Source organism: Alcanivorax sp. MD8A, from assembly GCF_002888555.1.
GTDB lineage: Bacteria > Pseudomonadota > Gammaproteobacteria > Pseudomonadales > Alcanivoracaceae > Alcanivorax.
In genome coordinates this window covers 105,981-131,372 of record NZ_AQOQ01000006.1, presented here as the reverse complement: position 1 = coordinate 131,372, position 25,392 = coordinate 105,981, and the positions used below count along the sequence as shown (strand labels likewise).

Annotated in this window: 21 protein-coding genes and 2 tRNA genes; 16 read left to right on the top strand and 7 right to left on the bottom strand. The window is 57.4% G+C overall.

What is annotated here, in order from left to right; all coding sequences use genetic code 11:
• Nucleotides 1-85: 85 nt before the first annotated feature.
• The 3 genes from A15D_RS05075 (at nt 86) to A15D_RS05065 (ending at nt 3,977) form a co-directional block, all read left to right on the top strand.
• Nucleotides 86-1,567, top strand: coding sequence for a SulP family inorganic anion transporter (locus A15D_RS05075; RefSeq protein WP_102791025.1), 1,482 nt, complete (start codon nt 86-88; stop codon nt 1,565-1,567).
• Nucleotides 1,568-1,581: 14 nt separating this feature from the next.
• Nucleotides 1,582-2,418: a universal stress protein gene (locus tag A15D_RS05070; protein WP_102791024.1), complete on the top strand. Its 837-nt coding sequence runs from the start codon at nt 1,582-1,584 to the stop codon at nt 2,416-2,418.
• A 428-nt stretch (nt 2,419-2,846) separates the two neighbouring features.
• A complete protein-coding gene (locus tag A15D_RS05065) occupies nt 2,847-3,977 on the top strand; it encodes a fatty acid desaturase (protein ID WP_199175772.1) in 1,131 nt (376 codons plus the stop codon).
• Nucleotides 3,978-4,027: 50 nt separating this feature from the next.
• Here the strand turns inward: A15D_RS05065 and A15D_RS05060 are convergent, their stop codons facing one another.
• The gene (locus A15D_RS05060) at nt 4,028-4,561 is read right to left on the bottom strand and encodes a DUF4399 domain-containing protein (RefSeq protein ID WP_102791023.1); all 534 of its coding nucleotides are present in this window, start codon (nt 4,559-4,561) and stop codon (nt 4,028-4,030) included.
• Between the two features lie 182 nt (nt 4,562-4,743).
• On the opposite strand from A15D_RS05060, the gene gltX reads away from it, so the two are divergent.
• The 3 genes from gltX (at nt 4,744) to A15D_RS05045 (ending at nt 6,700) form a co-directional block, all read left to right on the top strand.
• Nucleotides 4,744-6,228, top strand: a complete 1,485-nt coding sequence (gene gltX, locus A15D_RS05055) for a glutamate--tRNA ligase (RefSeq protein WP_022986653.1) — start codon at nt 4,744-4,746, stop codon at nt 6,226-6,228.
• A gap of 315 nt (nt 6,229-6,543) precedes the next feature.
• Nucleotides 6,544-6,619, top strand: a tRNA-Ala gene (locus A15D_RS05050).
• Between the two features lie 5 nt (nt 6,620-6,624).
• Nucleotides 6,625-6,700 (top strand) — tRNA-Glu (locus A15D_RS05045).
• Nucleotides 6,701-6,822: 122 nt separating this feature from the next.
• On the opposite strand, the gene A15D_RS05040 is transcribed toward A15D_RS05045, so the two are convergent.
• On the bottom strand, nt 6,823-7,521 hold the full coding sequence (locus A15D_RS05040) for an RES family NAD+ phosphorylase (protein ID WP_102791022.1): 699 nt from the start codon (nt 7,519-7,521) through the stop codon (nt 6,823-6,825).
• The gene (locus tag A15D_RS05035) at nt 7,512-7,919 is read right to left on the bottom strand and encodes an MbcA/ParS/Xre antitoxin family protein (RefSeq protein WP_022986650.1); all 408 of its coding nucleotides are present in this window, start codon (nt 7,917-7,919) and stop codon (nt 7,512-7,514) included. The genes A15D_RS05040 and A15D_RS05035 overlap by 10 nt, the downstream gene beginning before the upstream one ends.
• Nucleotides 7,920-8,091: 172 nt before the next feature.
• On the opposite strand from A15D_RS05035, the gene A15D_RS05030 reads away from it, so the two are divergent.
• Nucleotides 8,092-9,141, top strand: coding sequence for an amidohydrolase family protein (locus tag A15D_RS05030; RefSeq protein WP_102791021.1), 1,050 nt, complete (start codon nt 8,092-8,094; stop codon nt 9,139-9,141).
• 12 nt (nt 9,142-9,153) lie between these two features.
• Here the strand turns inward: A15D_RS05030 and A15D_RS05025 are convergent, their stop codons facing one another.
• The 3 genes from A15D_RS05025 to gltA form a co-directional block, all read right to left on the bottom strand.
• Complete coding sequence (locus A15D_RS05025; RefSeq protein WP_102791020.1) at nt 9,154-10,032, bottom strand: NAD(P)-dependent oxidoreductase; 879 nt, start codon at nt 10,030-10,032, stop codon at nt 9,154-9,156.
• Nucleotides 10,029-11,132, bottom strand: coding sequence for an SMP-30/gluconolactonase/LRE family protein (locus A15D_RS05020; protein WP_102791019.1), 1,104 nt, complete (start codon nt 11,130-11,132; stop codon nt 10,029-10,031). The genes A15D_RS05025 and A15D_RS05020 overlap by 4 nt, the downstream gene beginning before the upstream one ends.
• Nucleotides 11,133-11,697: 565 nt before the next feature.
• Nucleotides 11,698-12,981 (bottom strand): citrate synthase, encoded by a 1,284-nt coding sequence (gene gltA, locus A15D_RS05015; RefSeq protein WP_022986646.1) that lies wholly within the window; start codon nt 12,979-12,981, stop codon nt 11,698-11,700.
• A 746-nt stretch (nt 12,982-13,727) separates the two neighbouring features.
• On the opposite strand from gltA, the gene sdhC reads away from it, so the two are divergent.
• The 9 genes from sdhC to sucD all read left to right on the top strand — a co-directional run bounded on the left by sdhC (nt 13,728) and on the right by sucD (nt 25,073).
• Nucleotides 13,728-14,102 carry a succinate dehydrogenase, cytochrome b556 subunit gene (gene sdhC / locus A15D_RS05010; protein ID WP_022986645.1) on the top strand — a complete coding sequence of 125 codons (375 nt, stop codon included), beginning with the start codon at nt 13,728-13,730 and terminating at the stop codon, nt 14,100-14,102.
• Nucleotides 14,096-14,467: a succinate dehydrogenase, hydrophobic membrane anchor protein gene (gene sdhD / locus A15D_RS05005; protein ID WP_102791018.1), complete on the top strand. Its 372-nt coding sequence runs from the start codon at nt 14,096-14,098 to the stop codon at nt 14,465-14,467. The genes sdhC and sdhD overlap by 7 nt, the downstream gene beginning before the upstream one ends.
• A gap of 3 nt (nt 14,468-14,470) precedes the next feature.
• Complete coding sequence (gene sdhA, locus A15D_RS05000; protein ID WP_102791017.1) at nt 14,471-16,246, top strand: succinate dehydrogenase flavoprotein subunit; 1,776 nt, start codon at nt 14,471-14,473, stop codon at nt 16,244-16,246.
• Nucleotides 16,247-16,260: 14 nt separating this feature from the next.
• A complete protein-coding gene (locus A15D_RS04995; RefSeq protein WP_022986642.1) occupies nt 16,261-16,977 on the top strand; it encodes a succinate dehydrogenase iron-sulfur subunit in 717 nt (238 codons plus the stop codon).
• A gap of 390 nt (nt 16,978-17,367) precedes the next feature.
• A complete protein-coding gene (locus A15D_RS04990; RefSeq protein ID WP_102791016.1) occupies nt 17,368-20,202 on the top strand; it encodes a 2-oxoglutarate dehydrogenase E1 component in 2,835 nt (944 codons plus the stop codon).
• 13 nt (nt 20,203-20,215) lie between these two features.
• A complete protein-coding gene (gene odhB, locus A15D_RS04985; protein WP_102791015.1) occupies nt 20,216-21,451 on the top strand; it encodes a 2-oxoglutarate dehydrogenase complex dihydrolipoyllysine-residue succinyltransferase in 1,236 nt (411 codons plus the stop codon).
• 65 nt (nt 21,452-21,516) lie between these two features.
• On the top strand, nt 21,517-22,959 hold the full coding sequence (gene lpdA / locus A15D_RS04980) for a dihydrolipoyl dehydrogenase (protein ID WP_102791014.1): 1,443 nt from the start codon (nt 21,517-21,519) through the stop codon (nt 22,957-22,959).
• Nucleotides 22,960-23,031: 72 nt separating this feature from the next.
• Nucleotides 23,032-24,201 (top strand): ADP-forming succinate--CoA ligase subunit beta, encoded by a 1,170-nt coding sequence (gene sucC, locus A15D_RS04975; RefSeq protein WP_022986638.1) that lies wholly within the window; start codon nt 23,032-23,034, stop codon nt 24,199-24,201.
• Complete coding sequence (gene sucD, locus A15D_RS04970; RefSeq protein WP_102791013.1) at nt 24,198-25,073, top strand: succinate--CoA ligase subunit alpha; 876 nt, start codon at nt 24,198-24,200, stop codon at nt 25,071-25,073. The genes sucC and sucD overlap by 4 nt, the downstream gene beginning before the upstream one ends.
• Nucleotides 25,074-25,120: 47 nt before the next feature.
• Here the strand turns inward: sucD and A15D_RS04965 are convergent, their stop codons facing one another.
• Nucleotides 25,121-25,357 carry a PA3496 family putative envelope integrity protein gene (locus A15D_RS04965; protein ID WP_102791012.1) on the bottom strand — a complete coding sequence of 79 codons (237 nt, stop codon included), beginning with the start codon at nt 25,355-25,357 and terminating at the stop codon, nt 25,121-25,123.
• Between the last annotated feature and the right edge of the window lie 35 nt (nt 25,358-25,392).

Genomic DNA, 25,392 nt, shown 5'->3' with positions numbered 1-25,392 from the left:
CTGTTGCGCAAGGGGCCGATCTGCTAGACTCCGCGCCCTTTCCGGGCCCGATTTGGGCCGCTTTCCAGCTTAACAGGGTTTGTCGATGATTCGTTCTATCCAGCAGGAATGGTTCAGCAACCTCCGCGGAGATTTGCTGGCCGGTACCGTGGTGGCGCTGGCGCTGATTCCGGAGGCGATCGCGTTCTCCATCATTGCCGGTGTAGACCCCAAAGTGGGGTTGTATGCCTCTTTCTGTATCGCCGTGGTGACCGCCTTTGCCGGTGGGCGACCCGGGATGATCTCTGCGGCGACTGGCGCCATGGCGCTGGTGATGGTGACGCTGGTGAAAGATCACGGTCTCCAGTACTTGCTGGCGGCTACGGTGTTGACTGGTGGGTTACAGGTTATTGCCGGTTTTCTCAAGCTTGGCAACCTGATGCGATTCGTGTCGCGCTCGGTGGTGACGGGGTTTGTGAACGCCCTGGCTATCCTGATCTTCATGGCTCAGCTGCCCGAACTGGAAGGGGTGACCTGGCACGTGTATGTCATGGTGGCGGCGGGCCTAGGCATCATTTATCTGCTGCCACTGCTGACCACCGCAGTGCCGTCACCGCTGATCTGTATCATCGTGATCACCGGGGTGGCCATGTTCCTGGGGCTGGATGTCCCTACCGTGGGCGACAAGGGTGAGCTGCCGGACAGCCTGCCGATCTTCCTGTTGCCCGACATTCCGCTGAATCTGGAAACGCTGAAAATCATCCTCCCGTACTCCCTGGCCCTGGCAGTGGTTGGTCTGCTGGAGTCCATGATGACGGCCACGATTGTGGATGACTTGACCGATACCGAGAGTGACAAGAATCGCGAATGTAAGGGGCAGGGTATTGCCAATATCTTCTCCGGTTTTCTGGGCGGCATGGCCGGTTGCGCCATGATTGGCCAGTCGGTGATTAATGTGAAATCCGGGGGGCGCAAGCGGCTCTCGACCCTGTTTGCCGGTTGCTTTCTGTTGGTGCTGGTGGTGTTTCTCGGCAAGTGGGTCTCGCAGATTCCCATGGCTGCGTTGGTAGCGGTGATGGTAATGGTCTCCATCGGCACTTTCAGCTGGGAGTCCATCACCAATATTGCCAAGCATCCGCCCAGCAGCACGATCGTGATGCTGGCCACCGTGACCGCCACCGTTGCGACCCATAACCTGGCCATCGGTGTGGGTATCGGTGTTGTGCTCAGCGCGCTGTTCTATGCCAATAAGGTGGGCCGTATTTTCTATGTGAAAGCTACGCAACATGCGGATGATGGCCACCGCATGTATGAGGTGGTGGGGCAGGTGTTTTTCACCTCTGCCGACCAGTTCGTGAAGTCCTTTGATTTCAAGGAAGCCATTGATAAGGTCACTATTGATGTCCACCGCGCCCATTTCTGGGACATTACTGCCATTGGTGCACTGGACAAGGTGGTGATCAAATTCCGCCGCGAAGGGACCGAGGTCGACATTACCGGTTTGAACGAAGCCAGCGCCACGCTGGTGGACAAGTTCGGCGTACACGACAAGCCGGCAGAAGTTGAAAAACTGATGGGCGGCCACTGAGCCAGGGAGAGGACATGACTAACGTAATAGCCTGCATCGATGGCTCAACCGCGTCTGCCACGGTCTGCGACTATGCTGCCTGGGCGGCCCAGCGGCTGGATGCTCCCCTGGACCTGCTGCATGTACTGGATCATTCCCGCTACCCGGTGACGGCTGACTATAGTGGCAATCTTGCGCTGGGTGGCCGAGAGCATCTGATGCAGGAACTGGCAGATCTCGACGCCCGGCGTAACCGTCTGGCGCTTGAGCAGGGCAAGGTGATGCTCGAGGCTGCGCATGCCCGGGTAGTGGCCGCCGGCGTGAGCGAGCCGTCAAGCCGTCAGCGCCATGGTGATCTGGTGGATACGCTGGTGGAACTGGAAGACGGCATGCGGCTGCTGGTGATTGGCAAACAGGGCGAAGAGCATAACGGCGTTGGGGCCCAGGTGGGAGACAATGTGGAGCGGGTGATTCGTGCGGTTCGTCGCCCGATCCTGGTGACCACGGGGGAGTTTGCCCCTCCGCAGACTATCATGCTGGCTTATGACGGCAGCGAGACCACCCGCAAGGGCGTCACCATGCTGGCCGACAGCCCGATGTTCAAAGGGCTGGATTGTCACCTGGTGTCGGTGGGGAAATCCGAAGACTTGCAATGGGCATCAGACAAACTGAGCGACTCAGGACATCAGGTCACCAGTGCGCAACTGGAAGGCGAGGTTGAGCCAGCGTTGCATGCCTATCAGCAGAGCCACAACGTGGATCTGGTCGTGATGGGGGCTTACGGCCACTCCCGAATTCGTGAATTCTTTGTTGGTAGCACTACCAACAAGATGATTCGTGAAGCGAAAGTGCCACACCTGTTGCTGCGGTAATCGGAAAGGTTGACCGGTGCAGTGCTGCAATGGCCTGTACCGGCCCGGGTTGTAACAACGAGTTTCATGCAGGCCTGCACGTGATAAAAATGCGATCTGCCGCGCCTTTTCCCGTCTGACAATAGAGCAATACGGTTGTCCGCTGGCTTTATTTTTCTGCTTTTTTTATACGGTTTTTCACGGTTTTATCGGCCATCTCCTGAACGTTATCCACCGTATCATCTGTCAAGTTAGCCCCTTGTCCTGGTTGGTTGTTCGCGTCATTTTCCGACAGCGGCGATGTCATTTATCGATGAGAAAATATATGCACTTTGAGTTGTCTGTTTGCGCGGGCAGTTCATGGGGGAGTGTGGTGTCAGCTTGCTAGCTGACGGGCACAGGGACTTTTGGGCAGCCCATTCGGGTTCTGCTGTTGATGGAGTGTGGTTATGAGTGATTCGCCGGTTAAGCCGTCGGAGGAAACCGCCCAGGCGGTTCAGTTGGCTCAGTCAGTACGATTCAGTAATCGTGCTGATGCGCCTGAGCATGCGCGCAAAGCGCATTATGTTCGTCAGGAAATCATGCGGGAGGGGGAGCGTTTGCGGGCCAGGTATCCTGTTCTGCAGCGCAAGTACGAAAGCGCATTGAGTGCACTGGTGATGGCCAGTTGCTTGTCGGCAATGGTACTGACGGGGTACGCCTATGTGATGGGTGGTTTGCCGGGTTGGGCTGCGTTTGTGATCAATGCGGTACTGGCCTCCATCATTCATGAGCTGGAGCATGATCTGATTCACTGGATGTACTTTCGCAAGACGCCCTGGGCACATCATCTGATGCTGGCTCTGGGGCTGATAGCCCGGCCCACCACAGTAAGACCCTGGGTTCGACGCTCGGCGCATTTGAATCATCACCAGAACTCCGGCCAGGAAGAGGATATCGAAGAGCGGGCGATTACCAATGGGCAGCCGTGGAGCCTTCTGCGTTTGTTGATGCTGGCCGATCTGCCTTTTGCCATTGCCATGCACACGCTGGCGCAACCGGGTTGGCGGCAGAAAATCTGGTATGTGGGTTACGTGGGCGGCGCACTGTTTCCTTTGGGTATTCTGAGCTGGGGCATGTGGTACCTGTTCCTTGGTTTCCACTTTGTTGATGCTGTGTTCGCCCCGCAATGGTCCGCTACCTGGCTCCAGGTCATGTCCGTGGTGAATGTGGCAGTCGTGGTATGGGTTGCTCCCAACATTCTGCGTACGTTCTGCCTGAATTTCCTGAGCAGCAACATGCATTATTTTGGCGATGTGCAGCGTGGCAATCTGATTCAGGAAACCCAGGTACTGGATGCCTGGTTCCTGTTTCCGCTGCAATTGTTCAGTTTCAACGTGGGCAAGACCCATGGCATTCACCACTTTGTGGTGCGTGAACCCTTCTGGATACGCCAGTTGACGATGAAGCGGGCGCATCAGGTGATGCGTGAGGCGGGGGTGCGGTTTAATGATTTTCAGGCGTTTCGGCGAGCCAACCGCTGGGCCCTTGATACGGGGCAGGGTGACAGGGGAACCGGGGCACCTGCGGTTAATAGCTAATACCTGCAATACCCAAAAGGGCCTCGAATGAGGCCCTTTTGGTGTGTGGTTTATTCCACGGTAATGGTGATTTCCTGTGACATCACCGCCGGATCATGGGGAATATGGCGCCAGTCACCCAGCAGCAGTTGCAGGGTGTGCTCGCCGGGTTCCAGTTCCAGTGTTGTGGACGTCTGGCCTTTGCCGAAATGCACGACGTGCTCGGTGGCGGGCAGAGGCATGTCCATGGCGGGCTTTTCATCCAGATCGATCAGCAGATGATGGTGACCACTGTTTTCCTGATCGGTGCCGGCGGGCACGACGTCCATGCCTTCCAGGCCGAATTCAACCGTGACCGGACTGCTGACGGTGGCTCCATCCTGGGGGGAAACGAAGAAGACCTTGGCGCCTTCCGGTGCCGTGCTGCGGGTAATGCCGCTAGCCTTGGGAGCCTCTGCTTCGTGTGCTGCATGTTGTTCGGTGGCAGCGGGCGCGGCGGTTTTGCTGTCTTCCTTGGCGGGCTCGGGTTGTTCGGAGCAGGCCTGCAGCAGAGTAGCGCTGGCTACCAAAGCGACCAGAACAGAACGTTGGAAAGGGATACGCATGGTCTTTTCCTTGATGAAGTTGAATCCAGTGAATGGCTTGTTGCCGACGGGCAGACGTCGGCAACAACGTGAACGGGAATCATTAAACTGTCACAACCATATCAGAAACCCGTGGTGCCTTGTCTATATGGTGCGTGTTTAGACAGGTATAATCCGCGCCAGTTTGCCTTATTGGAGTCCGCATGACTGTTCGCACCCGCGTTGCCCCGTCGCCCACCGGTGATCCTCACGTCGGCACCGCCTACATTGCCCTGTTCAATCGCTGCTTTGCCCAACAGCACGGTGGCCAGTTCATTCTGCGTATCGAAGATACCGATCAGACACGCTCCACCGCGGAGTCCGAGCAGATGATTCTCGATTCGCTCAAGTGGCTGGGGCTGACCTGGGACGAAGGCCCGGATGTGGGCGGCCCCCACGGTCCGTACCGCCAGAGCGAGCGCAAGGGCATGTATCGCGAGTATGCCGAGACGCTGATCGAGAAGGGGCATGCGTTCAAGTGCTATCGCACCAGTGAAGAGCTGGATGTGTTGCGCGCTGAGCTGAAAGAAAAAGGCGAGAACCGGGCGCTGAAACCGCAGGATCTGGAATTGCCTGCCGACGAGCAGGCCAAACGCGAGGCGCAGGGTGCGCCCTACGTTATCCGCATGCGCGTACCGGTGGACGGCCGCTGCGAGATCGAGGATATGTTGCGCGGTACGGTGGAGTTGGATTGGGCCCTGGTGGATGCGCAGATCCTGCTCAAGTCCGATGGCATGCCTACCTATCATCTGGCCAATATCGTCGATGATCACCTGATGGAAATCACTCACGTGATCCGTGGTGAAGAGTGGCTCAACTCCGCCCCCAAACACAAACTGTTGTACCAGTACTTTGGTTGGGATATGCCGGTGCTGTGCCATATGCCGCTGCTGCGGAATCCGGATAAGTCCAAGCTCAGCAAACGCAAGAACCCCACCAGCATCCTGTTCTATCAGCGCATGGGCTATCTGCCGGAAGCGCTGGTGAATTACCTCGGCCGCATGGGATGGTCCATGCCTGATGAGAGCGAGAAGTTTTCACTGGCGCAAATGCAGGACGCGTTTGATATTCAGCGGGTGTCTCTGGGTGGTCCGGTATTCGATGTGGAAAAACTGAGCTGGCTCAACGGCCAGTGGCTGCGCGATCAGAGTGATGAGCAGTTTCTGGATTCCCTGCTGAGCTGGGCATACAACCGCGATTACGCCATGAAGATCATTCCCCACCTGCGTCAGCGTGTAGAGACGCTGTCCGAAGTGGCGGACAAGGCGGCATTCTGTTTCAACGGCATGCCGGCCATTAGCGAGGCGAGCTTCGAACACAAGCAGTACACCGCGGATGACATGAAAGTGTGGCTGCAATATCTGCTGTGGACCTATGAGGCGCGCAGTGACTGGCAGCGTGATGGCCTGTTTGCGGACGCAAAGGCCATCGCCGATGCACTCGAGGTGAAGATCAAGGACTTCCTGTTCCCGGTATTCATTGCCATAGCGGGCACCAGTGCCAGCTTCTCGGTGGTGGATTCCATGGAGATCATTGGCTCCGATGTGAGTCGCGCGCGCTTGCGTAATGCCATCGAGGTGTTGGGCGGGGTGTCCAAGAAGCAGATGAAGAAGCTGGAGAAGGCGTACCGGGACCTGCCGGTGGGTTGAGGCTTGACGGTAGGAGCGTCGCTGGCAGCGCGATCACCATAGTGGCGAGTTGCGAGAAGCGAGTTTCGAAGAGCAAAAACGTATTTCTCGTGGAAAGGTTTTCGTAACTCGCTTCTGAGGTTGGGCTATCGCGCCGCCAGCGACGCTCCTACGGCTGAGGTGGTGATTTTCGCCCAGTTTTTCAGCAACTTGCCCAGAATGTAGCCAAACGGACTTCATTCTGAAAAAAACCACTTGATGTCGCTTGACAGGTTGGGGGTGGCCGGTAGAATACGCCGCACCAACCGGGACGCATCGTGTTCCATTGGTGACTCTGGGGCTATAGCTCAGCTGGGAGAGCGCAACACTGGCAGTGTTGAGGTCAGCGGTTCGATCCCGCTTAGCTCCACCAAACACGTCCCCTTCGTCTAGTGGCCCAGGACACCGCCCTTTCACGGCGGTAACAGGGGTTCGACTCCCCTAGGGGACGCCACATAAAGAAGCCTCACTCGAAAGAGTGGGGCTTTTTTATTGGGTTGTTGCCAGCCTCTCTCTTGTCATGCCTGTCTCACCCCGAAATCCCTGGAGCCTGCTTTCTGTCATGTGGGTGCGGATTCAGGTGCCGATAAAGCGGCGGATGGTGAGCACATGAGAGATGTGTTCGCCATCCCAGATGTACTCGTAATGCTGGCTGGGGATAACAGATTCAATCATCCGGGGGCTGAACAGGGCGTGACAACGGTTGCCCGGGGCTCGCACGGATTCATAGTGAATGCCCGCCTCCTGTTCGCTGATCACCTGCTCCCCCAGGGCTCGGGCTGCCTGGTAATCATTGGGGGCATGCCATTCGGGGTGGCGGCTGGCAGGTGTGATATCCACCAGGGTGGCGGAAAATTGTGTGGTCAGACCGCGCATGACAATGCGGTCGTACTTGAGGCCATCCACATTACGGAAGTAGCGTTCCTGGTGATAGCGTGTCTCGGCGATGGCCGTGGCCATCTTGTCGGCGCAATAGAACACTCCATGGGTTCCACTGGAAAACCGTGAGCCTTCCGGGTTGATGTGCACAAAGGGGCCCAGTGCGTAGTTGCAGCCAGGAATTCCCCAGGGCCGCTGTTCGGCGGGGACCCGATTCAGGTCGCCAATCTCATGTTGTAAGCGGGGGTTGGTGAGCGCCTGAACCGCATAGAGAGCGTCAAAATCTGCCTGGTCGGCCACATCATCGAAAATGTGAATCGGCGGGTATTTGCCATTCACCAGACGATAGGCTGTGTGCTTGTGAAACGCCTGACGGGGCAGGTTGGCTAACCCCATTGGCCGCCCCGCAGGCTGTCCAGTTGTCGATGGACTTCATACAGGGCAGCGACAGTCCCTGCGCTCATGATGTCCATGGGGCTGGCGCCATTGAAAAACGGATTATGGTTAGCCATGCGCACAAAGCCGTAGACGTTTTCCTTGTTGCCGAACAGGGTACGCAGAGCCTGGTGGATATTGAGCAGGTAACTGAGACGTTCCAGCAAATCCTGGCTGACTCGGGCGCTGTCAGGCTGACTCTGGTACTTGTGCAGGGTCGAGCGGCCTACGCCAAGTAATGCCATCTTTTCCTTTTCCGTGCATTGCCAATGCCCCAGCAGCGTGAGTACCGCACGCAGGGCGGCGTGACGGGCGTGATCGTCCAGCGGTTGTGGGCGAGGTTGTGTGGCGGTTTGCATGGTCTCTCCGTTAGCGTCAGGAGGATTAATGATGTCTATATTGGGATAATTTAAGTTAAATGTCCATAAATAGACATTGTGTAAAATGTTGTCTGTCACCGGGATCAGTGTCGAACTCCTGACCGGCTGGGCGGTCTTTTGAAATCAAGTGAATCAGAAAAGGATTGCAGGAATGCCGGAATCGCCCCTGCGCTGGCTTGCTCATGGTGTGCTGGTGACGTTGTTGAGCCTGAATGTTGCCTGTGCCAGTCAGGCGGAAAATCGTTACCACTTGTCCTTTGTGGATGCACATCTGCACTACGTGGATTTCATGCAGGACAGTGAGGGGACAGAGGCGCTGATCTCGGCGATGGACCGCGCCAGCGTGGATCAGGTCTGGTTATTTGGGTTGCCGGTCATGAAAAAGTGGCAGGCGGATGCTCCCCGCAAGCCGCGCTATTACCTGGGGGATGAGTCCCCGCTGTATTACTACAGCGCTACCGATGACATTGTTGCCCAAGCCATTACCGGTCTTGAGCCTGAGCAACGTCAGCGAATCAAACCGTTTATCAGTGGTTTCAATCCCACGGATTTGCATGCTGCAGGGCAGATTGAGGCGTTGATCGAGCGCTATCCAGGGATGTGGTTTGGCATCGGTGAGGTTCTTACCCGCCATGACCAGCTGACTGCGCTGACCGAGGGCGAGACGCCACGGGCCAACCACCCGGCCCTGATGCAGGTGTATGAGGTGGCGGCAGAGTACGGCCTGCCAGTGTTGCTACACAGCAACCTCACCTCCCTGCGGGAGGAGACGCCGATTTATCTGCAGGAGCTGGAAGAGGCGCTGGAAGGGAACCCTGACACCCGTTTCGTGCTGGCTCACGCGGGTACCAGTGGCGGAGTGGAGGACAAGCAGCCGCCATTGAAAACGCTGGTTCCCATTCTTGAGGCGTTACTGGCGCGCTATGACAACCTGTATGTGGACCTGTCCTGGAGTGTGAAGGATCACTATGTGCTCGACGATGGCAAGGCAGATCCTGACTGGGTCGCGCTGATCGAGCAATATCCGGGCAGGTTTACGCTTGGCAGTGACCTTGTCGGGCATTTTGACAGCCTTTCGAGACAAATGGAGAGCTATCTGCCTTTGCTGAATGCGCTGCCCGAAAACGTGGCACGGCGGCTTGCCAGCGAGAATGCCAAGGCCCTTGTGCCCGAAAAGGGGGCAGAAAAACAGGTCAACTAAGGTGCGATCCGGTCATTCGTCTCGTGTCAGGCGGCGGAGCAGGGCGGACGTGTCCCAGCGCCCGCCTCCCATGGCCTGGAGCTCCCGATAGAAATCGTTGACCTGGGATGTCACTGGCAGAGGGGTGCCGTTGCGAGCGGCTTCTTGCAGGCAGATATCCAGGTCCTTGCGCATCCAGTCAACCGCGAAACCGTGATCGAACTCGTCGTCAATCATTGTTTGGTGACGGTGGATCATTTGCCAGGATGAGGCCGCGCCCTGGCTGATGGTCTCGAAGACCTTTTTCGCGTCCAGTCCGGCGTTGTTAGCAAAAGCCACGCCTTCAGACAGTGCCTGAACGAGCCCGGCAACACAGATCTGATTCACCATTTTGGTAAGCTGCCCGCTGCCGGCGGGGCCCAGCAGGTTGCAGGCTTTGGCGTAGTGCTCAAGCACGGGCAGGGCGCGCTGGTAAATGGCAGGGTTGCCGCCGCACATTATGGAGAGTTGTCCGTTTTCGGCGCCCTGTTGGCCACCGGAAACCGGGGCATCCATGAAATGCGCATCGCGGTCCTGGCAAGCCTGTGACAACTCCCGTGCCATGGCGGCGCTGGCGGTGGTGTGGTCGATCAGAATGGCGCCAGGCTTGAGGGTCTGCAGCACGCCTTCAGACCCCAGGGTCACCTGTCGCAGGTCATCGTCGTTGCCAACGCAGACAAAGACCAGGTCAGCGCCGTCCGCCGCAGCAGCAGGGTTATCTGCCGTCGATCCCGAGTGTTGCTGTTGCCACCGGGTTGCCCGGCTTGCTGTGCGGTTGTACACCGTCATGGCGAGGCCGGCGTTGGCCAGGTGTCCAGCCATGGGAAAACCCATGGTGCCAAGGCCGATAAAGGCGGCGCGTAACGAGCTCATTGGGCGCCTCCCTGGGTGTCAGGCGTCGTTTGAGGTGTCTGCGGCAGGACATAAGCAGCAAAGGCAGATGCGGTCAGGCTACCCAGATAGAGGGTATTGCCAACCTGTTCGACGCTGGTAATCGGGGCGAAAGCCTCAGGGGCGTTGTGCTGCAGGTTGTGTGTCACCTGGCCTTGTTCGTTGAGCCCCAGTACGAAGGCATGATGGGCGGGTTGAGGCTGCAGGAATTCGGGCAGCCTGAAGGCCACTTTGCGCAGCAGGGGCTTGTCGGACATGCTGTCGAGCATGGCATTGCGCGGGCTGAACAGGGCAACCCAGAAGGTGCCATTGCCGTTGGCAGAAATGCCGTCGGGGATGCCCGGCAAGTTATCGAAGAAAATATCATGGGTGCCGGCCTTGTCGCCCTTGAGCCAGTAGCGGACCACGCTGTAGTTGCCGGTTTCGGTGACCAGTACGAAGTCTTCGTTTTGTGAGAGGGCTACACCATTGGCGAACTGCAGGCCATCCAGCAGCACGTCGGTGGTGTCGGTAGCGGGATCGTAGCGCAGAAAGCGGCCGTGGCCGCCGTGCTCCAGTACGTCGTCACGGGCTTTCATGGCTGGGCCAAACTTGCTGGAGGCGTCGGTGAAATAGGCGATGCCGTTGCTGTCCACGTCCACATCATCGGTAAAGCCGAAGTCGATACCCTCAGCGCGTTGGCTGAGCGCTTTGATGGCTCCGCTGGGGGCGATGCTGAGCAGGCCCTTGTAGCCATCGGCCACGATGAGGTTGCCAGCGGGGTCAAAGTCCAGACCCAGTGGCCGGCCTTTGGTGTCGGCTATCAGGTCGGGATGTTTGCCATCCGGGTCAAAGCGGACAATGCGTCCGTCGTCATAGCCAACATAAAAATAGCCGTTGTCATCAATGGCTACATCCTCCGGGCCGACACCTTCCCCCTGCCCAAATTGAGACACGTTGGCGAGCTTGTCGTTGACGGCATAGGGCCCTTCCAGTGCCGGCGCCTGCGGCGCTTGCCAGGCCACCGGTTCAATGGGAACGGGCCAGAACAGCAAGTAAGCGGCGATGGCGGCAATCACGACGAACACAATAATTTTTTTCATGAGAATCGGGGTTGTCTGCAAGCGGAAGGAGGATGCTTGCATGGTGGGGCAGGGTTGGCAAACTTTGTGAGCTGTGAGCTGTGAGCTGTGAGCTGTAAGCTACAAGCTACAAGCTACAAGCTACAAGCTACAAGCTACAAGCTACAAGCTACAAGCTACAAGCTACAAGCTACAAGCTACAAGCTACAAGCTACAAGCTACAAGCTGCGCTTGATTGGAAGGGCAAACCCAAAATAGTTCCGGATTTTTTTAGAAGAACGGAAACGCCTTCCAGATCGTTGAGTTCGGCGCCAACAAATAACCCGGGCACCCGGTAGGAGCCATGCTTGCATGGCGATCCGAGTCTAAACGAGGTAAGAATTCCAGAGCCTATGAAGGACACGGCTCGCATGGCGATCCGAGCCTAAGCGAGGTACAGATTCCAGAGCCTTGGCAAACACCACATACCACTCCGCCTACACACCAGGAAAGACGGAGCCACGGCGCGCTGCATGGGAGCCAAGCCGGAGAAATGACCACAAAAAAACCGCCCGAAGGCGGTTTTTTTGTGGTCGGCAGCAAGCGTTTATTTGCGCTCGTTGACCGGTACGAACGGACGCTCGGCTTCGCCGGTGTACAGCTGGCGCGGACGGCCAATCTTGTACGGGTTGGAGATCATCTCGTTCCAGTGCGCAATCCAGCCCACGGTACGGGACAGGGCAAAGATTACGGTGAACATGGAGGTCGGGATGCCGATGGCTTTGAGGATGATGCCAGAGTAGAAATCCACGTTCGGGAACAGCTTCTTCTCCTTGAAGTAGGGGTCGCTCAGGGCGATCTCTTCCAGCTTCATGGCGAGTTCCAGCTGCGGGTCGTTTACGCCCAGCTCGGCCAGTACTTCGTGGCAGGATTCACGCATTACCGTGGCACGTGGATCGTAGTTCTTGTAAACGCGGTGACCGAAGCCCATCAGCTTGAACGGATCGCTCTTGTCCTTGGCCTTGGCAATGTAGGTCTCGATGTTATCGATGGAACCGATCTCATCCAGCATGTTCAGTACGGCTTCGTTGGCGCCACCGTGTGCCGGGCCCCACAGGGCAGAGATGCCTGCAGCGATACAGGCGAACGGGTTGGCACCGGAGGAACCGGCCAGACGGACGGTAGAGGTGGACGCGTTCTGCTCGTGATCGGCGTGAAGGATGAAGATGCGGTCCATGGCCTTGGCCAGGGTCGGGCTGATCTTGGACTCTTCGCAGGGGTTGCCGAACATCATGTGCAGGAAGTTTTCTGCGTAACCCAGATCATTGCGCGGGTACATGAAAGGCTGGCCCAGAGCGTACTTGTAGCACATGGCCGCGATGGTGGGCATCTTGGCGATCAGGCGGTACGCGGTGATTTCACGATGCTGCGGGTTATTGATGTCCAGTGAGTCGTGGTAGAAGGCGGACAGGGCGCCAACCACGCCACACATGATGGCCATCGGGTGCGCATCACGGCGGAAGCCGTTGAAGAAGTTGCGGATCTGCTCGTGAACCATGGTGTGGTTCTTCACCGTGCTGACGAACTCTTCTTTCTGTTCAGCGGAAGGCAGCTCACCGTAGAGCAGGGTGTAGCACACTTCCAGGTAATCGGATTTGCCTGCCAGCTCCTCGATGGAGTAGCCCCGATGCAGCAGCTTGCCTACTTCACCGTCGATGAAGGTGATTTTGGATTCGCAGGAAGCGGTGGAGGTAAAGCCAGGGTCAAAAGTGAAAACACCGTTGGCTACCAGGGAGGACACGTCGATAACGTCGCGGCCCAGGGTCGGGGAGTAGATGGGAAGGTCAAGGCCTTTGCCATCAACACTCAGAGTGGCTTTCTTCTCGGTCATGGGAATCTCTCCATTGGCGGACAGGGAACTTTCCTCTGTGAAGTCACAGAAAAGACTTCGTCAGGCAGGGAAGGTCCTCCAAAGCGCGGTGGAAGGTAAAGTTTTGACACACCTTTGTCAACGCGAACCCGGGAACCGGCGGGTCAGACTTTTGTAGGGTAAACAGCGTGTTACGCAGATGTGACATTTATGCCTCACCGTGGTGCAGCATGAATGTTCACGCTCTCATGAGGTGCGTCTTTGTATATCAATGTCTTAGGTAAACGCGATTGTACCTGAATGGTGCGCAGCGTTTGTTTTGCGCTGGATGCGGCGATATACTGCCGCCCGGCAAATCACCGGTGGTGTTTTGCTGAGGGCCCACCCCGGCCCAGGCAGCTTGTTGAGATCAGAGTTATTGTTCTGATCTCAGCTACGCTACCAAGGGGGGCTCTGTACAACGCCTTGCATGCTCAGTCTTATCAGGCTGATTCACAATCTAGGCGCACTTTTGAAGGCATGCTGGTTGCCTGTCGAGAAAGTGCCACAACGAGTGTGGATCAGCCTGAAAGACCCGAAGGGCGCGGCCTGAAGCGCACATCTGCTGCGCCTTGTCTCTAGGAAAGGAATCCACCCTGACCGTCGAGACAAGACACAACAGCTGCACGCTTCAGGCCACGCTGAGCAAGCAAGGCGTTGTACAGAGCCCCCCGAGTTCCCGACAACCGCCCCGATCTGTAATGGGGCCCGGCTATAAGTAGGCTACCGTGAACGACAAGCGACCCGTTAACCTCGATCTGAGCACGATCAAGTTCCCGGTCACGGCTATAGCATCTATCACCCACCGTGTAACCGGCGTTGCCATCTTCCTGGCACTGCCGATTCTGCTGTGGATGCTGGATCGCTCCCTGGCGTCTCCCGAGAGCTTTGCGGACCTGAAAGCATTGATGACCTCCCCGCTGGTGAAGCTGGTGGTATGGGCCATTCTGGCTGTATTGCTGTATCACCTGGTGGCAGGTATTCGCCACCTCATCATGGATACCGGCGTTGGTGAAACCCTGGAAGGCGGCCGTCGCGGCGCCAAGCTGGTGTTCATCATTTCTGCGGTACTGATTCTGCTGGTAGGAGGCTGGATATGGTAACCCCTGTAACGAGTCTGGGCCGTAACGGCCTGTACGACTGGCTCATCCAGCGTGTTTCCGCTGTCATTATCGGCCTTTACCTGATTGGTATGCTGGGCTATCTGGTCGCCGCGGGCGACCTGGACTACGGCAGCTGGAAGGAATTCATGGGCTGTGTGGCCATGCAGATCGCCAATACTCTGCTGGTCATCGCTGTTGCTGCACATACCTGGGTAGGTCTGTGGGGCGTAACCACTGACTACCTGACCAGCCTGACCTTTGGTAAAGCGGCCACCGCGGTGCGTTTGATTGCCCAACTGGTAATCGCACTGGCGCTGATCGTTTACCTGTTGTGGGGTCTGGTTCTGATCTGGGGAGGGGCGTAATCCATGTCCATTCGCACTATTACATTTGACGCTATCGTTGTAGGTGGCGGCGGTGCCGGTATGCGCGCCTCCCTGCAGATGGCCCAGTCCGGTTTCAAAACCGCACTGATTTCCAAAGTATTCCCGACCCGTTCGCACACAGTATCCGCCCAGGGTGGTATTACTTGTGCGATCGCGTCTGCCGATCCCAACGATGATTGGCGCTGGCACATGTACGATACCGTCAAAGGTTCCGATTACATCGGTGACCAGGACGCGATCGAATACATGTGTAATGTTGGCCCGGAAGCGGTCTTCGAGCTGGACCACATGGGTCTGCCGTTCTCCCGTACTGAAGAAGGCCGTATCTACCAGCGCCCGTTTGGTGGTCAGTCCAAGAACTTCGGTGAGGGCGGTCAGGCTGCTCGTACCTGTGCTGCTGCTGACCGTACCGGTCACGCGCTGCTGCACACCCTGTACCAGCAGAACCTGAAGAACGGCACCCAGTTCTATAACGAGTGGTACGCCGCTGAGCTGGTGAAGGACGATGAAGGTAATGTCTGTGGTGTGATCGCCATCGACATCGAGTCCGGCGAGACCGTGTTCTTCAAGGCCAAGGCCACCGTCTTTGCCACCGGTGGTTCCGGCCGTATCTACGCCTCTACCACCAATGCCCTGATCAACACCGGTGACGGCGTGGGCATGGCCCTGCGCGCTGGCCTGCCGGTGCAGGACATCGAAATGTGGCAGTTCCACCCGACCGGCATCGCCGGCGCCGGTGTACTGGTAACCGAGGGTTGCCGGGGCGAGGGTGGCTACCTGATCAACAAGGACGGCGAGCGCTTCATGGAGCGTTACGCGCCGAACGCCAAAGATCTGGCGTCCCGTGACGTTGTTGCCCGCTCCATGATGATGGAAATTCTGGATGGCCGTGGTGCCGGTCCGGATGGTGACCACGTATTCCTGAAGTTGGACCACCTGGGTGAAGAAGTGCTACACAGCCGCCTGCCGGGCATCTGTGAACTGGCCATTACCTTCGCTCAGACCGACCCGGTGAAAGAGCCGATCCCGGTAGTGCCGACCTGTCACTACATGATGGGTGGTATCCCTACCAATGTTCACGGTCAGGCCATCAAGCTGTCTGGCGGTCACGAAGGTGAAGACCAGTTCGTTAACGGTCTCTTCGCGGTGGGTGAAGTCGCTTGTGTATCAGTACACGGTGCCAACCGTCTGGGCGGTAACTCGCTGCTGGATTTGGTGGTATTTGGTCGTGCGGCAGGCCTGTTCATCGAAGATCAGCTCCGTCAGGGCATGACCCAGTACGAGCCGACCGATGCCAACATCGACGAGGCCATGGCGCGCCTGAACCGCTGGGAATCCTCTACCGGTGGCGAGTCTGTTCCTGCCCTGCGCAAAGAACTGCAGAGCGTGATGCAGAACCACTTCGGTGTATTCCGCAAGGGCGACCTGATGGCAGAAGGTGTGGCCAAGCTGGCAGACTTGCGCAAGCGTATCGCCAACGCCCACCTGGAAGACAAGAGCGGACCGTTCAACACCGCGCGTATCGAAGCGTTGGAGCTGGACAACCTGCTGGAAGTGGCTGAAGCGACGGCGATTGCTGCTGAAGGTCGTACCGAGAGCCGTGGCGCCCATTCCCGCTACGACTACCCGGATCGTGACGATGAGAACTGGCTGTGCCACTCCATCTTCGACCCGAAAGCCAAGAAGCTGGGCAAGCGTGACGTGAACTTCAAACCGAAGACGGTCGACACTTTCCAGCCCAAGGCTCGGACCTACTAACGGAGAGTACTACGATGAAAGTTAGTATCTATCGCTACAATCCGGAAACGGACCGCGAGCCGAGCATGAAGGAGTATGAGGTTGATACCCAGGGTAAAGACCTCATGGTGCTGGACATCCTGGCTCTGGTAAAAGAACAGGATCAGTCCCTGGCATACCGTCGCTCCTGTCGTGAGGGTGTATGTGGCTCTGATGGCATGAACATGAACGGCAAGAACGGCCTGGCCTGTATCACTCCGTTGTCCCAGGTGGCACCGGGTGTACTGGAAGGCAAGAAACCCCTGATCCTGCGCCCGCTGCCGGGTCTGCCGGTCATTCGTGACCTGGTGGTGGACATGGGCATGTTCTACAACCAGTACGAAAAGGTACAACCGTACCTGCAGAACAACACTCCGGCTCCGGCCATCGAGCGTCTGCAGTCTCCGGAAGAGCGTGCCAAGATCGACGGTCTGTATGAATGTATTCTGTGTGCTTGCTGTTCAACCAGCTGCCCGAGCTTCTGGTGGAATCCGGACAAGTTCCTGGGTCCGGCGGCGCTGTTGCAGAGCTACCGCTTCCTGGCGGACAGCCGCGACAATGCCACTGAAGAGCGTCTGTCCAAACTGGACGACCCCTTCAGCCTGTTCCGCTGTCACGGCATCATGAACTGTGTGAGTGTTTGCCCTAAAGGTCTTAACCCGACCCGGGCCATCGGTCATATCCGTTCCATGTTGCTGGAGCGGGGCATCTGACCCTGCAGAAAAAGGCGGCCGTCATGGCCGCCTTTTTTGTTTGTAAATGACGGCTTGGCGTTGAATTTCTCTGTCTATTCGACGTTTTGCCAATTGTGGTCAAGAAGAGACTGATTCATAAATGAATTTATGAAATCGATGTCTAACAAAACCGCAATAAAAGGGCTACACTAGGCAGCGTTCGAGGCAACCCCTCGAGAGATACGGCATCGACCTGTCATGGCCTTACCCGGCCTAAGCAGGGTTTTGTTGTATCTTGTGGGTGGAGCAGGGCTTAAAAGGCGTTGCTCCTGACAAACAGAAGCGTACGGGAACAGGGTCACTCCCCTGTGGTCGCAGTTACACTTACCACAGCGTGTGACATCCTTCCCGCGGAAGGAACGAGCTAAAATGCAAGACAGTTCCATGCAGCGACAATGGCAGTCCTCGCACATTGGAGGAGCCAATGCTGCCTATGTCGATGAACTGTACGAATCCTATCTGACCGATCCTAATTCTGTGCCAGAAGACTGGCGCGTCTATTTCGAAAAACTCCCCAGTGTTGATGCCGCCGTCGAATCTGACGTTCCCCATGCGGCTGTACGCGAATATTTCCTGCTTCAAGCCAAAAATCGCTCCCGGGTGCAAAAGTTCGGTGCCGGTGCTGTCAGCACTGAGCATGAACGGCGCCAGGTGCGGGTGTTGCATCTGATTGCGGCGTACCGCAACCGGGGGCATCAGGTCGCGAAGCTGGATCCGCTGGGGCTGATGGAGCGTGAAGACGTTCCTGATCTCGAACTGGCGCATCATGGCCTGAGCCCGGCAGACCTGGATACCGTTTTCCAGACCGGCAACCTTTTCATTGGCAAGCCGGAAGCCACCCTGCGAGAAATCGTTGATTGTCTGCAAACGACTTACTGCTCCAGCGTTGGGGCAGAGTACATGCATATCGTCAACACCGCAGAAAAACGCTGGCTGCAGCAGCGCATGGAAGGCGTTCGTTGTCACCCCGAATATGGCAAGGACATCAAGGGACATATTCTTGAGCGTCTCTCCGCCGCCGAAGGCCTGGAAAAGTACCTGGGCAGCAAATACCCCGGTACCAAACGCTTTGGTCTGGAAGGCGGTGAGTCACTGATTCCGTTGATGGATGAAATGATCCAGCGGGTAGGCAGCTATGGTGCCAAGGAAATGGTCATCGGCATGGCCCACCGTGGCCGTTTGAATGTGCTGGTGAATACCCTTGGCAAGAGCCCCAAGGATCTTTTCGAGGAATTCGATGGCAAGAGCTTCATCGAATCCGGCTCCGGTGACGTGAAGTACCACCAGGGCTTTTCCTCCAATGTGTTGACCTCCGGTGGCGAAGTGCATCTGGCCATGGCGTTCAACCCCTCCCATCTGGAGATCGTCTCTCCGGTGGTGGAAGGCTCCGTTCGTGCTCGCCAGGATCGCCGTAATGATGAAGGCGGTGATCAGGTTGTGCCCATCCTCATTCACGGTGATGCGGCGTTTGCCGGTCAGGGCGTGGTGATGGAAACCTTCCAGATGTCCCAGACCCGCGGTTTCTACACGGGAGGCAGTCTGCATATCGTCATCAATAACCAGGTGGGCTTTACCACCAGCCGTCGTGAAGATGCCCGTTCTACCGAATACTGTACTGACGTCGCGAAGATGGTGCAGGCGCCGATCTTCCACGTAAATGCGGATGATCCGGAAGCGGTCTACTTCGTGACCCAGCTGGCGGTGGACTACCGCATGCAATTCAAGAAAGACGTGGTGATCGACATGATCTGCTACCGTCGTCTTGGTCACAACGAAGCGGACGAGCCGTCTGGCACCCAGCCGCTGATGTACAAGAAGATCAAGAGCCACCCGACCACTCGCACCCTGTACGCTGAGCGCCTGATCAATCAAGGCGTAATCAGTGAGCAGGAAGCCCAGAAAGCAGTGGATGATTACCGCGACATGCTGGATGCGGGGAACCACGTGGTGAAGTCCCTGGTGCGCGAGCCCAACAAGGCACTGTTTGTAGACTGGTCCCCCTACATCGGTCACCAGGTGGAAGATGACTGGGATACCTCGACTGCGCTGAAAAAATTGCAGGATCTTGCCAATCGTCTGGAAACCCTGCCGGAAGGCTTTGTGCCCCAGCGTCAGGTGAAGAAAATTGTGGAAGACCGCCGCAAGATGACCGCTGGCGCCATGCCCCTGAACTGGGGTTACGCGGAAACGCTGGCGTATGCGTCGTTGCTGGATCAGGGCTTCCATGTTCGGCTGACCGGTCAGGACTGTGGCCGTGGCACCTTCTCCCATCGCCATGCGGTGCTGCACAACCAGAAGGATGGCGAGCAATATGTTGGCCTCCAGCATCTTTATGGCGAGCAGCCGCGCTTCGACATCTACGATTCTTTGCTGTCGGAAGAGGCCGTGCTGGGCTTCGAATACGGTTATGCCACCACCACGCCGAAATCGCTGGTGATCTGGGAAGCCCAGTTCGGCGATTTCGCCAACGGCGCCCAGGTGGTAATTGACCAGTTCATTTCGTCTGGTGAAGCCAAATGGGCGCGTTTGTGTGGCTTGACCATGCTGTTGCCGCATGGTTACGAAGGGCAGGGCCCGGAGCACTCTTCCGCCCGTCTTGAGCGCTTCCTGCAACTGTGCGCCGAGCACAACATGCAGGTCTGTGTGCCGAGCACCCCTTCCCAGATCTTCCATCTGTTGCGTCGTCAGGCGGTACGCCCGCTGCGCAAGCCGTTGGTGGTGATGAGCCCGAAAAGCCTGTTGCGGCACAAGAAAGCCGTTTCTTCTCTGGAAGACCTGGCCCAGGGCAAGTTCGAGACCGTGCTGGATGACCAGGCGGACCTGAATCCCGAGAAGGTGAACCGGGTGGTGCTGTGTTCCGGCAAGGTCTACTACGACCTGCTGGAAAAACGGGACAGCGATGGCCGCACCGACACCGCTCTGGTGCGAGTGGAGCAGCTTTATCCGTTCCCTGAGCAGCGACTGAAAGAAGTGCTGGAGACCTACCCGAACCTGAAACACCTGGTGTGGTGCCAGGAAGAGCCGATGAACCAGGGTGCCTGGTACTGCTCTCAACACCACATGTACCGGGTTGCGTATCAGGTGGGTGTCGCCCAGGTGCATTACGCAGGTCGTGAAATGGCCGCGGCGCCAGCCGCCGGGTCCATGTCCCTGCACGTCGAACAACAGCAGCGTCTGGTTCAGGACGCCTTTGAGATCAAGTAAATAAGGATTAGTCATGGCGACTGAAATCAAAGCCCCGCAGTTTCCCGAATCCGTAGCCGATGGCACCGTTGCCACCTGGCACAAGCAGGAAGGCGAAGCGGTAAAGCGTGACGAACTGCTGGTGGATATCGAAACCGACAAAGTGGTTCTGGAAGTAGTGGCCCCCGCAGATGGGGTGATCAGCAAGATTCTGGCTGGCGAAGGTGACACGGTTGAGAGCCAACAGGTTCTGGCCAACTTCGAAGAAGGTGCCAGCGGTTCTGCTCCTTCTTCCGAAGCCAAGGACGCCTCTGCAGAGAAGGAAGAGGCTGCTGCTCCGGCGGCTGAAGCCAGCGACGACAGCAGCGCGTCTGACCAGGCCGGTCCTGCCGCTCGCAAGCTGATGAGCGAGCACGGCATTGCTGCCAGTCAGGTGTCCGGCTCCGGTAAGGGTGGCCGTATCACCAAGCAGGACGTGGAAAAGGCCATCGGCGAGAAAGCCGAGCAGCGTGCCAGCCAACCGGCACCGCAGCAGCCCGCCACCGCCGAAGTGCCTGCCGCACCGGGTGAGCGCGAAGAGCGTCGGGTTCCGATGACCCGTCTGCGCAAGCGTATTGCCGAGCGTCTGGTGTCAGCCCAGCAGGACGCGGCCATGTTGACCACCTTCAACGAGGTCAACATGAAGCCGATCATGGAGATGCGCAAGAACTACCAGCCGGAGTTCGAGAAGGCCCATAACGTGCGTCTGGGCTTCATGGGCTTCTTTACCCGTGCCTGTGTGGAAGCGCTGAAACGTTTCCCGGCGGTGAATGCGTCCATTGATGGTGACGATATTGTTTACCACGGCTACTACGACGTGGGTGTAGCAGTGTCTACCGAGCGTGGCCTGGTGGTGCCGGTGATTCGTGATGCAGATCAGCGAGGTCTGGCAGAAGTGGAATCCCAGATCATCGACTTCGGTCAGAAAGCCCAGAAAGGCAAACTGTCCATTGAAGAGATGACCGGGGGCACCTTTACCATTTCCAATGGTGGTGTGTTCGGTTCCCTGATCTCCACGCCGATTCTCAACCCGCCGCAGACCGCCATTCTGGGTATGCACAAGATCCAGGAACGCCCCATGGCTGTGGATGGCAAGGTAGAGATCCTGCCGATGATGTATCTGGCTCTGTCCTATGACCATCGACTCATTGATGGCAAGGAAGCGGTGCAATTCCTGGTAACGGTGAAGAACTTCATCGAAGACCCGGCACGTCTGCTGCTGGATATCTAACGCCTGCACGCAACACGCCCCACGCTGCCGCGGCAGGGTGGGGCAGTTTCCCGAGAGGAAAGAACATGTCTGACAAATTCGACGTCGTCGTTATTGGTGGTGGCCCGGGCGGTTATGTAACTGCCATTCGCTGTGCCCAACTGGGGTTGAACACTGCCTGCATCGAGAAACGTATTAACAAACAGGATGAGCCGGCATTGGGCGGCACCTGTCTGAACGTGGGGTGTATCCCTTCCAAGGCCTTGCTGGATTCTTCCTGGAAGTACCACGAGACGGAGTCATCACTGGCTGACCATGGCATCAAGATCAAGGGTTCCGACCTGGATCTGGGCACCATGCTGCAGCGCAAGGACACCATTGTTAAGAACCTGACCGGCGGCATCGCGCAGCTGTTCAAGGCCAACAAGGTGACCTGGCTGCAGGGCACTGGCCAGCTGAAAGCCGGTAAACAGGTAGAATTCCAACCGCTGGATGGCGGCGAGACACAGACCATCCAGGCTGAACATGTGGTGCTGGCCGCCGGGTCCGTGCCGGTGGATATTCCCGTTGCGCCTGTGGACCAGAACCTGATCGTGGACTCTACGGGGGCACTCGAGTTCGACAAGGTACCCAAGCGCCTCGGCGTGATCGGTGCTGGCGTAATCGGGCTGGAGCTTGGCAGTGTCTGGAATCGTCTGGGCAGTGAAGTGGTTGTACTGGAAGCTGTGGATGCGTTCCTGCCGATGGTCGACAAGCAGATTGCCAAGGATGCCCAGAAGCAACTGGAAAAACAGGGTCTGGATATTCGTCTGGGTGCCCGTGTGACCGGTTCTGAAACTACCAAGACCAAGGTCAAGGTGACCTACAGCGACAAGGATGGCGAGCACACAGAAAGCTTCGACAAGCTGATTGTGGCCGTTGGCCGTCGCCCCTATACCGAAGGCCTGCTGAGCCAGGATGCCGGTGTCAGCCTCGATGAGCGTAACTTCATCTACGTAGACAGCCAGTGCCGCACTGATGTGCCCGGCGTTTACGCCATTGGTGATCTGGTGCGTGGACCGGCGCTGGCCCACAAGGCCATCGAGGAAGGTGTCATGGTGGCCGAAGTCATCATGGATGAGCACACCCAGGTGAACTATGACGTGATCCCCGGTGTGATCTATACCCACCCGGAAGTGGCATGGGTGGGCAAGACCGAAGAAGAAGTGAAGGAATCCGGTGATGCCTACAAGACCGGTGTGGTGCCGTTTGCTGCCAATGGCCGAGCCATGGCTGCTGGCGAAACCGGTGGCATGGTGAAGTTTGTGGCGGACGAAAAGACTGACCGCATCCTTGGCATGCATATCGTTGGCCCGCAGGCTTCCGAGCTGATTCATCAGGGTGTGGTAGCAATGGAATTCGGCGCTACTGCAGAAGATTTGCAAATGATGGTGTTCGGTCACCCGAGCCTGTCAGAAACCGTTCATGAAGCTGCATTGGCTGTGGATTATAAAGCCATTCATGTGGCCCAGCGTCGTCGCAAGAAATAACGACACCGAACGGCAGCGAAAAATCGGCGCCCGCAAGGGCGCCAAATCATTCAACAGGATGGAAGTATTGGCATGAATCTCCATGAGTATCAGTCAAAGCAGCTTTTTGCTGACTATGGTCTGCCAGTCTCTACCGGTTTCGCTTGTGACACTCCTGAAGAGGTTGCAGCCAAAACCAAAGAGATCGGCGGTGACAAGTGGGTTGTGAAAGCCCAGGTGCACGCTGGCGGCCGTGGTAAGGCGGGTGGTGTAAAGCTGGTGGACAGCGCTGAAGAAGCCGCTGCCTTTGCCGAGCAGTGGCTGGGCAAGAATCTGGTGACTTTCCAGACCGATGAGAAAGGTCAGCCGGTGACCAAGATTCTGGTCGAAACCTGCACCGACATCGCCAAGGAACTGTACCTGAGTGCGGTCCTGGACCGTGCCAGCCGTCGTGTCGTTTTCATGGCCTCCACTGAAGGTGGTATGGACATTGAGACCGTGGCTGAAGAAACCCCGGAAAAGATCCTGCGTGCAGAGATTGATCCGCTGGTGGGTGCGCAGCCCTATCAGGCGCGTGAGATCGCGTTCCAGCTGGGTCTGGAAGGCAAGCAGGTCAACCAGTTTGCCAAGATTTTTGTGGGTCTGGCGCAACTGTTCATCGACAAGGATCTGGCCCTGATCGAGGTTAACCCGCTGGTGATCACCGAAGCCGGTGACCTGCACTGCCTGGATGCCAAGATCAACGTGGACGGCTCAGCCCTGTACCGTCATGCGGATATCAAGGCACTGGAAGATCCTTCCCAGGAAGATGCGCGCGAGCGTCGCGCGGCCGAGTGGGAGCTGAACTACGTAGCGCTGGACGGCAACATTGGTTGCATGGTGAATGGCGCAGGCCTGGCCATGGGCACCATGGATCTGGTGCAGCTGAAAGGTGGCGCACCGGCCAACTTCCTGGACGTGGGCGGTGGCGCGACCAAAGAGCGTGTAACCGAAGCCTTCAAGATCATCCTGTCCGACGACAAGGTGAAAGGCGTTCTGGTTAACATCTTCGGTGGCATCGTGCGTTGTGACCTGATTGCTGAAGGCATCATCGGCGCGGTAGAAGAAGTGGGTGTGACCGTACCGGTGGTAGTTCGTCTGGAAGGTAACAACGCTGAGCTGGGCGCGCAGAAACTGGCCGAGAGCGGCATGAACATCATCGCCGCAGAAAGTTTTGAAGACGCTGCCGAGCAGGTAGTGAAAGCTGTTGGAGGTGCCGCATGAGCGTCCTGATCGACAAGAACACCAAGGTTATCTGCCAGGGTTTCACTGGTAGCCAGGGCACCTTCCACTCCGAGCAGGCCATCGAATATGGCACGCAAATGGTCGGTGGTGTAACCCCGGGTAAAGGTGGCCAGACCCATTTGGGCCTGCCGGTTTTCAACACCGTGGCGGAAGCCGTTGCTGAAACCGGTGCCACTGCCAGCGTCATTTACGTACCGGCTGCGTTCTGCAAGGACTCCATTCTGGAAGCCGCTGATGCAGGCATCGAGCTGATCGTCTGTATCACTGAAGGCATTCCTGCACTGGATATGCTGTATGTGAAGGAATACATCACCCGCAAGGGCGGTGTGCGCCTGATCGGCCCGAACTGTCCGGGCGTGATCACTCCGGGTCAGTGCAAGATCGGCATCATGCCCGGTCACATCCACCAGCCGGGCAAAGTGGGCATCGTGTCCCGCTCCGGTACCCTGACCTATGAAGCGGTAAACCAGACCACCAAGCTGGGCTTCGGTCAGTCCACCTGTATCGGTATCGGTGGTGACCCGATTCCAGGCATGACCTTCATCGACGCGCTGGAACTGTTCCAGAACGATCCGCAGACGGAAGCCATCATCATGGTGGGTGAGATCGGCGGTACCGCTGAAGATGAGGCGGCTGCCTACATCAAGGAAAACGTGACCAAGCCGGTAGTGAGCTACATTGCGGGCGTTACTGCCCCCCCCGGCAAGCGTATGGGCCACGCTGGCGCCATCATCGCTGGCGGCAAGGGCACTGCAGACGAGAAGTTTGCGGCCCTGGAAGCGGCAGGTGTGAAGACCACACGTAACCCGGCCGGTATCGGCCTGGCGCTGAAAGAACTCACTGGCTGGTAACAGCCGATGAGCAACAAAAAAGGCCGGCAAAATGCCGGCCTTTTTTGTTAGTGGAGCATATCGTCGTCGAGCTCAAAGGACTCGTAATCATTGAGTTCCTTGCGCAGACGGCGCTCCTCCAGGCGATCTTCGATGCGATGGCGCATGTCCATGTTGAAGGCGCGGCTGCGCGCACTGCGCGCTTCCTGCTCTTCCTCATCCATATCGTCATCCAGGATATCGAAATCTTCGTTCATCAGCAGGTCTTCCGAATCGTAATCTTGATCTGTACGACGGTTACTCATGGTGGCCTCCTGTTGTGACCTCCTCAAACAACCAC